This is a genomic window from Pseudomonas aeruginosa (assembly GCF_001457615.1).
GTDB classification, from domain to species: Bacteria; Pseudomonadota; Gammaproteobacteria; order Pseudomonadales; family Pseudomonadaceae; genus Pseudomonas; species Pseudomonas aeruginosa.
The window spans coordinates 5805789-5820195 of record NZ_LN831024.1 but is presented as its reverse complement, the minus strand read 5'-3'; the positions used below and the strand labels follow the sequence as shown (position 1 = coordinate 5820195).

8 protein-coding genes and 1 pseudogene are annotated in these 14407 nt (G+C 67.5%); 6 read left to right on the top strand and 3 right to left on the bottom strand.

The annotated features are described in order from the left end of the window. Positions 1-93 precede the first annotated feature (93 nt). Positions 94-2301, top strand: coding sequence for a mechanosensitive ion channel family protein (locus tag AT700_RS26665; RefSeq protein WP_003111156.1), 2208 nt, complete (start codon positions 94-96; stop codon positions 2299-2301). On the opposite strand, the gene AT700_RS26660 is transcribed toward AT700_RS26665, so the two are convergent. Beyond that, positions 2298-2702, bottom strand: a complete 405-nt coding sequence (locus tag AT700_RS26660; protein ID WP_003114473.1) for a hypothetical protein — start codon at positions 2700-2702, stop codon at positions 2298-2300. The two genes, AT700_RS26665 and AT700_RS26660, sit on opposite strands and share 4 nt — an antisense overlap. 147 nt (positions 2703-2849) lie before the next feature. Continuing rightward, positions 2850-4259, bottom strand: coding sequence for a glutamate--ammonia ligase (gene glnA, locus AT700_RS26655; RefSeq protein ID WP_003096016.1), 1410 nt, complete (start codon positions 4257-4259; stop codon positions 2850-2852). Positions 4260-4595: 336 nt separating this feature from the next. Between glnA and thiI the strand changes: the two genes are divergently transcribed. Further along, a complete protein-coding gene (gene thiI, locus AT700_RS26650; protein ID WP_003096011.1) occupies positions 4596-6050 on the top strand; it encodes a tRNA uracil 4-sulfurtransferase ThiI in 1455 nt (484 codons plus the stop codon). A 216-nt stretch (positions 6051-6266) separates the two neighbouring features. Then, positions 6267-8084, top strand: coding sequence for a translational GTPase TypA (gene typA, locus AT700_RS26645; RefSeq protein WP_003096009.1), 1818 nt, complete (start codon positions 6267-6269; stop codon positions 8082-8084). A gap of 83 nt (positions 8085-8167) precedes the next feature. Here the strand turns inward: typA and AT700_RS26640 are convergent. Continuing rightward, a pseudogene (locus tag AT700_RS26640) lies at positions 8168-8532 on the bottom strand (MerR family transcriptional regulator). Between the two features lie 83 nt (positions 8533-8615). Between AT700_RS26640 and AT700_RS26635 the strand changes: the two are divergent. The 3 genes from AT700_RS26635 (at position 8616) to AT700_RS26625 (ending at position 14335) form a co-directional block, all read left to right on the top strand. Then, positions 8616-9200, top strand: a complete 585-nt coding sequence (locus AT700_RS26635) for an SAM-dependent methyltransferase (RefSeq protein ID WP_003114471.1) — start codon at positions 8616-8618, stop codon at positions 9198-9200. Between the two features lie 138 nt (positions 9201-9338). After that, a complete protein-coding gene (locus AT700_RS26630) occupies positions 9339-12944 on the top strand; it encodes a DUF2339 domain-containing protein (protein WP_048521728.1) in 3606 nt (1201 codons plus the stop codon). Beyond that, a complete protein-coding gene (locus AT700_RS26625; protein ID WP_003162193.1) occupies positions 12941-14335 on the top strand; it encodes a DUF3999 domain-containing protein in 1395 nt (464 codons plus the stop codon). The genes AT700_RS26630 and AT700_RS26625 overlap by 4 nt, the downstream gene beginning before the upstream one ends. The last annotated feature ends 72 nt before the right edge of the window (positions 14336-14407 follow it).

The window sequence follows — 14407 nt, the reverse complement described above, 5'->3', positions numbered from 1 at the left end:
GCGCCGCCGGCCGGCGGCCCCGTTCGAAACGGCGGGTGTCCGGCTTGTATGATGCGGCTGTTTCGGTTTCTCACCTTGGGGACTGCCTTTCTCGTGCCGATCATCGCCCGCTTCACCCTTCGCTCCCGCGTCCTGGCGGCCCTGCTGCTGTGCCTCTGCGCCGCTCTGTTCTACTCGCCGCCGGGCGCCGCGGCGCTGCCGAACCCGTTGGCGGGGAGTTCCTCCGGTGGCGAGAAGGTCAGCGATGCGCAGTTGGAACAATCGCTGAACCAGGTCATCCAGACCCTGGAGAACGACAGGCAGCGCGCCGACCTGCTGAAAAAGCTGAAACAGCTGCGCGACGTGACCAAGAAAGGCAAGGAAAGCGAGGGTGGGGTGCTGGGGCTGATCGGCGATACCCTGACCAGCCTGGAAAAGCAGTTCCAGGGCGCGAACAGCCCGGTTGCGTTATGGGGCAACCAGTTCCAGCTGGCGCGTGCCGAACTCGAGGAGCGCTTTCCCAGCTGGCGCGACCTGCCGGCGATGGTCTTCGATTTTTCGGTGGTGATCCTCCTCTGGGCCTGCCTGGCCAGCGCGCTGCTCTGGCTCAGCCGGCGCATGCGCGAGCGCTTCGGCCTGTCGGCGGAGTTGCCGCAGCATCCGAAGACCCGCGACCTGCTGCTGTTTTCCCTGCGCAAGCTGGGCCCCTGGCTGGTGGCCTTCCTCATCACCCTGTACCTGTCGGTGGTGCTGCCGGACTCCCTGAGCAAGACCCTGGCGATGGTCATGGCCTATGTGCTGGTCTGCGGCACGCTGTTCTCCGCGCTGTGCGTGATTTCCCTCTCGCTGCTCAGCGGCCCGCACCGCCAGCGCGCCCTGGATATCCTGCGGCGCCAGGCGTTCCGCCCGTTGTGGCTGATCGGCAGCCTCGCCGCGCTGGGCGAGGTCGCCCACGATCCGCGGCTGATCGCCGGCCTCGGCGAGCACACCTCGATCTGCCTGAGTACCCTGGCCAACGCCAGCGCCGCGCTGTTCACCGCCTTGTTCGTGATGCGTTTCCGCCGGCCGATCGCCCACCTGATCCGCAACCAGCCGCTGGAGCGCCGCCTCAAGCGCCGTAGCCTGCACGACCTGGTGCAACTGGTCGGCTCGCTGTGGTTCGTGCCGGTGCTGGTGCTGGTGGGGATTTCCCTGTTCGCCACCTTCGTTTCCGCCGGCGACAGCAGTTCGGCGTTGCGCCGGGCGCTGGTCTGCGCGGTGCTGGCGGTGGTGGCGATGACCGTGATCGGGCTGATCCGCCGCCGTTCCAGTCGGGTCGGCGCCGGCCCGCGCCGCAGCGCGCCGTACATCGAGCAGTTGCAGAGCTTCGGCTACACCCTGCTGCACATCTTCGTGGTGCTGTTCTTCATCGAGGTCGCCTTGCGCGTCTGGGGCATGTCGCTGATTCGCTATGCGGAAGGCGAGGGCGAGCAGATCAGCATGAAGGTAGTCAGCTTCGGCACCACCCTGCTGGTCGCCTGGCTGATCTGGATCCTCACCGATACCGCGATCCAGCACAGCCTCGGCCTGGGCGGCAAGAGCCGGCCGAACACCCGCGCGCTGACCATGCTGCCGCTGATCCGCAACGTGCTGTTCGCCACCATCGCGGTGATCGCCCTGATCGTCGCCCTGGCCAACATGGGCATGAACGTCACCCCGCTGCTGGCCGGTGCCGGCGTGATCGGCCTGGCCATCGGCTTCGGTGCGCAGTCGCTGGTGGCGGACCTGATCACCGGCCTGTTCATCATCATCGAGGACTCGCTGTCGATCGACGACTACGTCGACGTCGGCGGCCACCTTGGCACGGTCGAGGGCCTGACTATCCGTACCGTGCGCCTGCGCGACCTGGACGGCGTGGTGCATACCATCCCGTTCAGCGAGATCAAGAGCATCAAGAACTACTCGCGCCAGTTCGGCTACGCGATGTTCCGCTGGCCGGTGCCGGCGAGCATGCCGATCGACGACGCGGTGGCGCTGGTGCGCGAGGTCGCGATGGAGCTGCGCAGCGACCCGGCGGTCTACCGCAACCTGTGGTCGCCGATGGAATTGCAGGGCGTGGAGAGTTTCGACAACGGCCAGGCGATCCTGCGCTTCCGCTTCAAGACCGCGCCGATCAAGCAGTGGGAGGTCCAGCGGGCGTTCAACCTGCGCCTGCGTCGGCGCCTCGACCAGGCCGGCCTTGAACTGTCCATGCCGCGTCTCAACGTACAGTTGAGCCGGGCGCCCAAGGCGAAATCCGCGGAACCGGACGAGCAGGGCACGCCGGCGGACGGCGGCATCTAGCGCGACAGGATGACCCGGCAGATGCGGCGCATGTCGCGGTCGTCGATGCCGTCGCACTGCCACGGCGCACGCGATACCACGGCCCGGCACTGGCGGCGCATGTCGCGGCTGTCGATGTCGTCGCAGCGCTTGCGGTCGCCGCGGACGATGGCGCGGCACTGGCGGCGCGTGTCGCCGTCGCGGATGTCGTCGCAGTCGTAGCGCTGTCCCGGCGCCAGCAGCGCGCCGCAGTAACGCCGCATGTCGCGGCTGTCGATGTCGCCGCAATCCCCGCTGTCGCCGCGTTCCAGTGCGTTGCACATGCGCCGCAGGTCGCGGTCGTGGATATCGCGGCATTCGGTGCCGGCCTGGGCGGGCAGGCTGAGGATGGCGGCAAGCAGGAGCCAGAGAGAGTGACGCATGGACGGTCCTTATCCTTGGGGCGGGGAGCGCGGCAAGTCTAACCGAACGGCGCGGCGAACTTTGCGTTTCTCCATGGGCCGGCCCATAAAAAAGGCCTCCCGAAGGAGGCCTCAAGAGGGTGACTCGTTGTTATAGGAAAGGGTGGATCAGACGCTGTAGTACAGGTCGTATTCCAGCGGGTGCACGAAGGTGCGCACCTTGATCTCTTCTTCGCTCTTCAGCTCGATGTAGGCATCGATGAACTCGTCGGTGAACACGCCGCCCTTGGTCAGGAACGCGCGGCCCTTGTCGAGTTCTTCCAGCGCCTCTTTCAGGCTGCCGCAAACCTGCGGGATTTCCTTCGCCTCTTCCGGCGGCAGGTCGTACAGGTTCTTGTCGGCGGCATCGCCGGGGTGGATCTTGTTCTGGATGCCGTCCAGGCCGGCCATCAGCAGCGCGGCGAAGGCCAGGTAGGGGTTGGCTGCCGGGTCCGGGAAGCGCGCTTCGATACGGCGGGCCTTCGGGCTGGATACGTAGGGGATACGGATCGAGGCGGAACGGTTGCGCGCCGAGTAGGCCAGCATCACCGGAGCTTCGAAGCCCGGGACCAGGCGCTTGTAGGAGTTGGTCGAGGGGTTGGTGAAGCCGTTCAGGGCCTTGCCGTGCTTGATGATGCCGCCGATGAAGTACAGGGCGGTCTCGGACAGGCCGGCATAGCCTTCGCCGGCGAAGGTGTTCTTGCCGTCCTTGGAGATCGACATGTGCACGTGCATGCCCGAACCGTTGTCGCCGTACAGCGGCTTCGGCATGAAGGTCACGGTCTTGCCGTAGGCGTCGGCGACGTTGTGCACGCAGTACTTCAGGGTCTGCACTTCGTCGGCCTTGGCGACCAGGGTGTTGAACTTCACGCCGATCTCGTTCTGGCCGGCGGTTGCCACTTCGTGGTGGTGGACTTCGACCACCAGGCCCATTTCTTCCAGGGCGTTGCACATGGCGGTGCGGATTTCATGGTCGTGGTCGACCGGCGGTACCGGGAAGTAGCCGCCCTTCACGCCCGGGCGATGGCCCTTGTTGCCGGACTCGATGTCGGCGTCGGTGTTCCAGGAAGCCTGCTCGGAGAAGATCTTGAACATCGAGCCGGAGATGTCGGACTTGAACTTCACTTCGTCGAAGATGAAGAACTCCGGCTCCGGGCCGACGAACACGGTGTCGCCGATGCCGGTGGACTTCAGGTACTCCTCGGCGCGCTTGGCGATGTTGCGCGGGTCGCGCTCGTAGCCTTGCATGGTGCTCGGCTCGATGATGTCGCAGACCAGGATCAGGGTCGGCTCTTCGGTGAACGGATCGAGGACGGCGGTGCTGTCGTCCGGCATCAGGATCATGTCGGAGGCTTCGATGCCTTTCCAGCCGGCGATGGAGGAGCCGTCGAACATCTTGCCGGCTTCGAAGAACTCATCGTCCAGCGCGTCGCGAGCCGGCATGGTGACGTGTTGCTGCTTGCCCTTGGTATCGGTGAAGCGCAGGTCTACCCACTTCACGTCATGGTCTTTGATCAGTTGGTGCGACTTGTACGACATGCTGTCCTCCAGGAGGGATTAGAGCTGGGAGCTTTTTCTGTGCCCCAGTATCGGGTGATGCCGGCCGGAATACTCCGCCAGGGCAACCTGCCTCACAAGTGAGCAAGTTGCGTGCCAGTGCCCGGAATCGGGCAGGGCCCCATGTTTGGCGGGGCCAGGTCTTCTTCAGGGTAGCTGGGCGGCCTTCGGGTGCACCGTTATGGTGCTCCATGTTGGTGCATCATTCCATTTTGGTGCAGCAAAAATAACTGTGCATATTTCTGCTCAATACGTGAGCAATTTCAGATATAATTCCGCCCCTTTTTTTCCGTCGCCCCGCGCGTTCGCGTCCCTCGCATGAAACTCATCGTCAAGACCTTCCAGGAAATCACCATCAAGAGCCGGCCGGTGCGCAAGCGCTTCATCCGGCAGTTGGCGAAGAACATCCGCGCGGTGCTGCGCGACCTGGACCCGGAGCTGAAGGTCGAGGGCGAGTGGGACAACCTGGAGGTAGAGACCGCCGTGGTCGACGCCAAGGCCAGGCGCGAGATGATCGAGCGCCTGACCTGCACCCCGGGCATCGGTCATTTCCTCGAGGTCCACGAGTATCCGCTGGGCGATTTCGACGACATCCTCGCCAAGTGCAAGGCGCATTTCGGCGACCAGTTGGCCGGCAAGACCTTCGCCGTGCGCTGCAAGCGCGCCGGCAAGCACGCGTTCACCTCGATGGAGGTGGAGCGTTACGTCGGCAGCGGCCTGCGCCGCGAATGCGGGGCTGCCGGGATCGACCTGAAGCAGCCGGAAGTCGAGGTGCGGATGGAAATCCGCCTCGACCGCCTGTTCGTCATCCATCGCCAGCATCCGGGCCTGGGCGGCTATCCGCTGGGCGCGCTGGAGCAGGTGCTGGTGCTGATGTCCGGCGGCTTCGACTCGACCGTGGCGGCCTACCAGATGATGCGCCGCGGGATGATCAGCCACTTCGTGTTCTTCAACCTCGGCGGGCGCGCCCACGAACTGGGGGTGATGGAAGTCGCCCACTACCTGTGGGAGAAGTACGGCCGCTCGCAGCGCGTGCTGTTCGTCAGCGTGCCGTTCGAGGAAGTGGTCGGCGAGATCCTCACCAAGGTCGACGACAGCTATATGGGCGTGACCCTCAAGCGCATGATGCTGCGCGCCGCCAGCCGCGTGGCCGAGCGCCTGGAGCTGGACGCGCTGGTGACCGGCGAGGCGATCTCCCAGGTGTCCAGCCAGACCCTGCCGAACCTCTCGGTGATCGACCGGGTTACCGACACCCTGGTGCTGCGCCCGCTGATCGTCAGCCACAAGCAGGACATCATCGACACCGCCCGGCAGATCGGCACCGCCGAGTTCGCCCGGCACATGCCGGAATACTGCGGGGTGATCTCGGTGAACCCGACCACCCAGGCCAAGCCCTACCGCGTCGAGCACGAAGAGTCGAAATTCGACATGGCGGTGCTCGAGCGCGCCCTGGAGCGAGCCACCCAGCGCACCGTCGACCGGGTGATCGACGAACTCGGCCAGGACCTGCAGGTGGAAGAGGTCGGCGAGGTGCTGCCCGGTCAGATTGTCATCGATATCCGCCATCCTGATGCCCAGGAAGACGAACCCCTGGCCCTGGAAGGCGTCGAAGTCCAGGCGCTGCCGTTCTACGCGATCAACAGCCGCTTCAAGGAACTGGACGCCAACCGCCAGTACCTCCTGTATTGCGACAAAGGGGTGATGAGCCGCCTGCATGCCCATCACCTGCTCAACGAGGGGCACACCAATGTGCGTGTTTATCGTCCGGCTTAAGCAGCCGGGCTTGTTCGGCGGCAGCATCCGCCACCGTCCTCCCGACACGTCCGCCGCCTAGGCCGATGCCCGCCCTTCGGCGTGCCGGCCGGACCGGGGCAGCGTCCGCCTGCTGCCCGCCCCTTAATTGAAGAAGCCTGTCGTGTCGGGCGCCGCCCTGTCCGACCCCACCACCGCCGCGAAGCCGCGCTTCGGGCGTTAAACGAGACAAGACTTGTGATCGAAAATCTGCGCAACATCGCCATCATCGCCCACGTCGACCATGGCAAGACCACCCTGGTGGACAAGCTGCTGAAGCTGTCCGGCACCCTCGACCGCAAAGAAGCGGAAAGCGAGCGGGTGATGGACTCCAACGACCAGGAAAAAGAGCGTGGCATCACCATCCTGGCGAAGAACACCGCGATCAAGTGGAACGGCTACAACATCAACATCGTCGACACCCCCGGTCACGCCGACTTCGGCGGCGAGGTGGAGCGCGTGATGTCGATGGTCGACTCCGTGCTGCTGGTGGTCGACGCCCAGGACGGCCCCATGCCGCAGACCCGCTTCGTGACCCAGAAGGCCTTCAAGGCCGGCCTGCGTCCGATCGTGGTGGTGAACAAGATCGACCGCCCGGGCGCGCGTCCGGACTGGGTCATCGACCAGATCTTCGACCTGTTCGACAACCTCGGCGCCACCGACGAGCAACTCGACTTCCCGATCGTCTACGCCAGCGCCCTGAACGGCATCGCCGGCCTCGACCACGAGAAGATGGACGACAACATGGACGCGCTGTTCCAGGCGATCATCGACCACGTCCCGGCCCCGGTGGTGGACACCGAGGGTCCGTTCCAGATGCAGATCTCGCAGCTGGACTACAACAGCTTCCTCGGCGTGATCGGTATCGGCCGCATCACCCGCGGCAAGGTCAAGTCCAACACCCCGGTGGTGGCCATCAGCGACGACGGCAGCAAGCGCAACGGCCGCATCCTGAAGATCATGGGCCACCACGGCCTGCAGCGCGTCGAGGTGGCCGAGGCGGAAGCCGGCGACATCGTCTGCGTCAGCGGCATGGAGGAGCTGTTCATCTCCGATACCCTGTGCGACCCGCAGAACGTCGAGGCGCTGCCGCCGCTGACCGTCGACCAGCCGACCGTGAGCATGACCTTCCAGGTCAACGATTCGCCGTTCGCCGGCCGCGAAGGCAAGTTCGTCACCAGCCGCAACATCAAGGAGCGCCTGGAGAAGGAACTGCTGCATAACGTGGCGCTGCGCGTCGAGCCGGGCGACAGCCCGGAGAAGTTCAAGGTTTCCGGCCGTGGCGAACTGCACCTGTCGGTACTGATCGAGACCATGCGCCGCGAAGGCTTCGAGCTGGCCGTGGGCCGCCCGGAAGTGGTGATCATCGAGAAGGACGGCGAGAAGCAGGAGCCCTACGAGAACGTCACCATCGACATCGAGGAGCAGCACCAGGGCTCGGTGATGGAGCAGATGGGCCTGCGCAAGGGCGACCTGAGCAACATGATTCCCGACGGCAAGGGCCGCGTGCGCCTGGAGTACACCATTCCGGCGCGCGGCCTGATCGGCTTCCGCAACAACTTCCTGACCCTGACTTCGGGCACCGGCATCCTGACCTCGACCTTCAGCCACTACGGTCCGATCAAGGCCGGCGAAGTCAGCAACCGCCAGAACGGCGTACTGGTCTCCATGGCCACCGGCACCGCCCTGACCTACTCGCTGGAGACCCTGCAGAGCCGCGGCAAGCTGTTCCTCGGCCCGGGCGACGAAATCTACGAAGGCCAGTTGGCCGGCATCAACAGCCGTGACAACGACCTGGTGATCAACCCGACCAAGGGCAAGAAGCTCGACAACATGCGCGCTTCCGGCAAGGACGAAGTCATCGCCCTGGTTCCGCCGATCCGCTTCACCCTCGAGCAGGCGCTGGAGTTCATCGCCGACGACGAGCTGGTGGAAGTGACGCCGAAGTCGATCCGCCTGCGCAAGAAGATGCTCAACGAGAACGACCGCAAGCGCTACGAGCGCAGCAAGGTCTAAACCGTTGCCGTACCGGCGCGCCGCAACGGCGTGCCTCGCGGCCGGCAGGCAGGGCAGGGGTGCCCGGCCTGCCGGCCGTTTTGCTATGCGCCGGGCGCTTTCCGGCGTGGCTTGATGGCCCCCGCGGCAGCGGCCCGCAGCAAGCGGCGGAACGTCGGGCAGTCCATGTGCTCGCGCGCCGGACAGGCCGCGGCATGCCGCAGGCCGCCGCGCGGTCGATCCGCAGCGCGCCGTCGGCTGCGCCCATGCCGGCAATCTCGTCCAGCGACAACCCGGCGGCGCGGCCCAGCCCGATCAGCGCCAGCCGCTCCAGCACGCCTGCATCGAACAGCCGGCGCAGGCCGTGCCGGCCGCTGGAGGCGATCAGTCCCTTTTCCTCGTAGTAGCGCAGGGTCGAGGCCGGTACCCCGGATCGTCGCGCGACCTCGCCTATGTCCAGTTGCCGCATGCCCTTGACCTCAAGTCGACTTGAAGTGGAAGACTAGCGTTTCGGCACCTGGGCCGTGACGAAATACAGACGAGGTGAACCTCATGTGGGACGAACGCTATGCCGCCGAAGAGTATGTCTACGGAACCGAACCCAACGCTTTCCTGAAGGAGCATGCGCAGCGGCTGGCCGGGCCGGTGCTGAGCGTCGCCGAGGGCGAGGGGCGCAACGCGGTGTTCCTCGCTTCGCTGGGGCTGGAGGTGCTTGGCGTGGACGGCTCCACCGTCGGCCTGGCCAAGGCGCGCCGGCTGGCCGAGGCGAAAGGCGTGTCGATCGACACCCTGGTGGTCGACCTGGCGGACTACGAACCGCCGGCAGCGGCGTTCGGCGCGGTGGTGTCGATCTTCGCGCACCTGCCCAGTCGCGTGCGCGGCAGACTCAACCGCCTGCTGGAGCGTTCGCTGCGACCGGGCGGTCTCTTCCTGCTGGAGGCCTATCGGCCGGAACAGCTCGGCCGCGGCACCGGCGGCCCGGCGGACGTCGACATGCTGGTGAGCCGCGCGGCGCTGGAGGCTGAGCTGCCGGAGTGCGAAGTGCTGCTGGCGCGGGAAATCGAGCGCGAGGTGGTCGAGGGCCGTTTCCACACCGGCGCGGCCTGCGTGGTCCAGTTCATCGCCAGGAAGAGGTAGCTCGCCACGGGGCGGGCGTCGGAATGCGTCGAATCTCTGGAATGCGGGCTGTATACTCCCGGCGCGGGTTCCGCTCTGGCAGGATGGCCAGGGCAGGTATCAGTGGATCGTGGTACCTCTTGATCAAGGATTCGACGCATGCAATGGATTTTCATGCTGGTGGGCCTGATCCTCGGCGGCTTCGCCGGGGAATCGCTGGTCGGCGCCCTCCTCGGCGGCCTTTCCGGCCTGGCCCTGGGACAGGCCGTCTCGCTGCAGAACCTGGCGCAACAGAACGAGCGCCTGCGCAAGCAGATGAGCGAATTCGCCGAACGCTTCGAGCGCGGCACCGAGGTCATCCACCAGCGCTTGCTGCGCGTGGAGCGCCAGGCGCAGGACCTTCCCGAAAGCGTTCCCGAGCCGGCCGCCGGCATCGACCAGCCGCTCGCAGACACGTCTCCCGCTCCTCCCGCCGAGGTTGCCCCGCCGCTGGACTGGGACATCGAGCTGCCGGCCGTCGAGGCTGCGCCGCCTCCGCCTCGTCCCCCCGAACCCGTCCAGCCCATCGAGCGTCAGCCGGCGTTCCAGCCTGACGCCCAGCCAGCGCCGCGCCGTGCCGCCCCTCCAGCGCCTCCACGCGAACCCTCGCTGGTCGAGCGTGGCTTCGCCGCGGCCAAGGGCTGGCTGTTCGGCGGCAACACGGTATTGCGCATCGGCGTGGTGCTGCTGTTCATCGGCCTGGCCTTCCTCCTGCGCTATGCCTCGGAACGGGTGGCGGTGCCGGTGGAGTACCGCTACGCCGGGGTGGCGCTGGTAGCGATGGCGCTGCTCGGCGTCGGCTGGTGGTTGCGCGAGCGGCGCGCCGCCTACGGCCTGATCCTGCAAGGCACCGGTATCGCGGTGCTGTACCTGACCATCTTCGCCGCCATGCGCCTGCATCCGCTGATCTCTCCCGGCGCGGCGCTGGCCCTGCTGGTGGTGGTGACGATCTGCTCGGCGATCCTCGCCGTGCTGCAGAACGCCATGGGCCTGGCGGTGGTGGCGGCGCTCGGCGGCTTCGCCGCGCCGATCCTGACCTCCACCGGCAGCGGCAACCATGTAGCGCTGTTCAGCTACTTCGCCCTGCTCAACGCCGGCATCTTCGCCATCGCCTGGTTCCGCGCCTGGCGGCCGCTCAACCTGGTCGGATTCGTCGGCACCTTCGGCATCGGCTTCGCCTGGGGACTGCGCTCCTATACACCGGAGCTGTTCGCCAGCACCGAGCCGTTCCTGGCCCTGTTCTTCCTGATGTACGTCGGGATCGGCCTGCTCTTCGCCCGCCGCAAGCTGCTGGAGGCCGCGCAGGCGCCTGCCGAGCGCGGCGAACTGCTGCGCTGGTCGGCGCGACAGGCCGACTACATCGACGCCACCGTGCTGTTCGGCCCGCCACTGGTGGGGTTCGGCCTGCAATGCGCGGTGATCGGCCACATCGACTTCGGCATGGCCTTCAGCGCCCTGGCCCTGGGGCTCTTCTACATGGTCCTGGCGCGGGTGCTGCGCGGCCATGCTTCGGCCGGACGCACCAGCCTGCTGGTGGAAATCTGCCTGGCGCTGGGGGTGGTCTTCGGCACCCTGGCCATTCCGCTCGGCCTGGACGCGCGCTGGACCTCGGCCGCCTGGGCCGTCGAGGGCGCCGGCATCTACTGGCTCGGCCTGCACCAGCAACGCCGCCTGGCGCGGCTCTTCGCCCTGCTGTTGCAGGGCGGTGCGGCGTTGGCCTACCTGAATGGCGTGCGCCCGGGTGAGACGACGTTGCTGGAGGGTTCGCCGCTGGGCGCGCTGATGCTCGGTGCGGCGGCGCTGTTCAGCTTCTGGCAGCTGCGTCGCGCGCCGGCGAAAGCGCTGGCCGACTGGGAGCCGGCCTGCCGGCCGTTGCTGGCGGCCGCCGGCCTGGCCTTCCTCTACCTGGTCGCACCGCTCTGCCTGGCCGTCGACAGCACCGCCATCGCCTGGGCCGTGGCCGGCCTGGCGAGCTTGTTCGCCGGCTTGCGCCTGGGCTCGCGTACCTTCCTGTTCTGCGCCTTCGCCGTGCAACTGCTGGGCGGTGCGCTGTTCCTCCTGCATTTGCAGGGCGGCGATGGCCAGGGTGGGGTATTCGACTCGGGCTGGCGTGGCTTGATGACCGCCTCGCTGATTGGCCTGGCGCTGATCGGCGGCATGCTGCTGGCGGCGCGCGACCCGCTGGTGAAGGACGACAGTCGGCTGCTCATGGGCTTGAGCCTGGTGCTGCTGGCCGGTCTGGCGTTCGTCAACCTGGCAGTGCTGTTCGTCCTGCCTTGGCGCAGCGCCAGCGCGGTATGGGCCGGTAGCGGGCTGCTGATCATCTGGCTGAGCCTGGTGCTGCGCCAGCGCCTGAGCTTCTACTTCGGCCTCGCCTTGCAGGTAGTGGGCGGCCTGGCGTTCCTCCTCGCCGGGCCGTCGCTGTTCGGCTCGCTGAGCGGCGAAGGCCTGCGGCCCCTGGCCCATTCCGGGTTCTGGACGCCGGCAGTGCTGGCCCTGGCGGCGCTGGTCGGCGCCTGGCGGCTGCGCCGCGCCGGCGAGCGCGAGCGGGCGCTGGGTATCGGTACCCTCGGCCTGGCCGAGCTGTCGCACTTGCTGCTGCTCTGGGGAGCCGGCTGGTGGGCGCTGACCGCGCTGTGCGAAACCGTCCGCTTCGTGCCTTATGGCCTGCGCGAGCATGCGTTGCTGCTGGTGGCCGCGGCGACAGTGGCGTCGTGGATGCTGCTGGCGCTGCGCGAGCGCTGGCGCGAACTGGCCCTGCTGTGCCTGGCGCTGGTCCCGGTGGCGCTGTTGGCCCTGGCCAGTGCCTGGCGTTTCGATTACCAGCCGTTCGGCGAATTCGGCTGGCTGGCCTGGCCGCTGCTGTTCGCCACGCACCTGCTGTCGCTGCGACGCCTTGCCCCGTTGCTGCCGGCGAAGGCCCTGAGCGTTGCCCATGTGCTCGGTTGCTGGCTGTTGCTAGGGGTGCTGGCGCTGGAGCTGCGCTACCTGTTCGCCCTGCTCGCCGAACAGTACAACGCCTGGCGTTGGCTGGGCTGGGCGTTGGTCCCGAGCGCCTACCTGCTGCTGGTGGCTGGCGGGCGGAGCCTGCCCTGGCCGCTGCGCGACTTCCCGCGGGAGTATCGGCTGCTCGCCGCTGCGCCGGTGGCGCTGTTGCTGCTCGGCTGGTTCTGGAGCGCCAACCTGCTCAGCGACGGCGCTGCCGAGCCGCTGCCTTACCTGCCGCTGGCCAACCCGCTGGAACTGGGGCTGCTGATCGTGCTGTTCGCCCTCTACCGCTGGAGCGACGCCAGCCTGGCCTCGCTCGTCGATGGCAATGCCAGCGCGCGCCTGGGGCGCCAGGCGTTGGCCGGCGCCTCGCTGTTCGCCCTGCTGACCCTGGCGGTGTGCCGCGCCGCGCACCACCTGGCCGGCGTACCGTTCCAGGCCGAGGCGCTGGCCGCGTCGATGCTGGTGCAGGCGGGGCTGTCGCTGGTCTGGACGCTCTGTGCGCTGGGCCTGACCATCGCCGGTACCCGTCTCGGCCGGCGCGACCTGTGGATGGTCGGCGCGGCGCTGGTCGGCGTCGTGGTGGTCAAGCTGTTCTTCGTCGAGCTGGGCAACAGTGGCAGCCTGGAGCGAATCATCTCCTTCATCGGGGTCGGCGTCCTGTTGCTGGTCGTCGGCTACTTCTCACCCTTGCCTCCGCGTCGCGCCGAGGTCGCATCGGAGGCCGAGCAGCCATGACGCGCTCCTTTTCGTTCAGAACCGCCGGCCTGCTCCTGCTGGGCGCCTGCCTGTCCCTGCCGCTGTCGGCGAAGGAGTCTGCCGAAGGTTTCAGCCGCCAGGTGGCGCTGTCGCTGCAGGGCGAAGGTCCCTGGTATCGCCTGAGCATCCCGATGAGCGTGCAGTTGTCGGCTGCCCATGCCGACCTGCGCGACCTGCGGGTCTTCGATGCCGAAGGCGAGGCCTTGCCCTACGCCCTGGTGGCCGGCAGCGAGCGCCAGGCCAGCACGCCGCATGAGGCCGAGGTGCGGCTGTTCCCGTTGCGAGGCACGTCCGCCGCCGACGCGACGCAACCGAACCTGCGGGTGCAGCGCAACACCAGCGGCACCATAGTCGAGGTGCTGCCGGAAAACGCCGGGCCGGCTGCCGAGACTTTGCGCGGCTGGCTGATCGACGCGAGCGCGGTGACGTTTCCCCTGGAGCGCCTGCGGCTGGACTGGAGCAGCCCGGAGGAGGGCTTCCAGCGCTTCTCCGTGGAAGCCAGCGACGACCTCGAGCATTGGCAGGCCTGGGGTGACGGACAGATCGCCCGCTTGACCTTCAACGGCGAACGCATCGACGTCAGCGAGGTCAAGCTTCCCGGCCGCCAGGCCCGCTACCTGCGTCTGGCCTGGCCGGCCGGGGCAACCGCGGCAGACCTCCAAGGCGCCCGCCTGCAAGGCAGCACGCGGAGCACCGAGCCGGCGCCGATGATCTGGTCCGAGCCGCTGGCCGGGCGCCAGGCGGGGGACGGCGAGTACCGCTGGCAGTTGCCGCTGGCGTTGCCGTTGCAGCGGGTGCGGGTGTCCCTGGAGCAGGCGCTGACCCACACCATCGTCCCGGTGGAACTGTCCGGCCGTGATCGTACGGAGAACGCTTCGCCGCGCCGGGAGGCCGCCTGGAGCAGCCTGGCACGCGGGGTTCTCTACCGGCTGCCGATCGACGGCCGCAACGTACGGCAGAACGAGCTGGAACTGCCGGGCTGGGCGGTGCGCGAGCTGCGTCTGCAGGTGGACCAACGAGGTACCGGCCTGGGCCCGGAGGTCCCGTCCCTGAGTGTCGGCTTGCCGGCCAGCGAACTGGTGTTCCTGGTGCGCGGCAGCCCGCCGTACCGGCTGGCGTTCGGCAAGCCCGGCGCGCAGTCGGCGGCGCTGCCGCTCGGCGTACTGATTCCCGGCTATACCGAGAGCAAGCGCGCCACCCTGGGTAGCGCCAGCCTGGGCGAACCGCTGGAGGTGGCCATGGCGGCCGCGGCGCCGGCACCGGGTAGCGACTGGAAGAAGATCGGCCTGTGGGCGGTACTTCTGCTGGGGGTCGCTCTGCTGGTAATAATGGCAATGAGCCTGCTGCGTTCCTCGCCGAACAAGCCATGAGCCGGTTCCGCGCTATGCTGTTCGGCTGAGGAGGCTTTACGACGGGCCCCGGGGCGCATGCCGACGACGCGG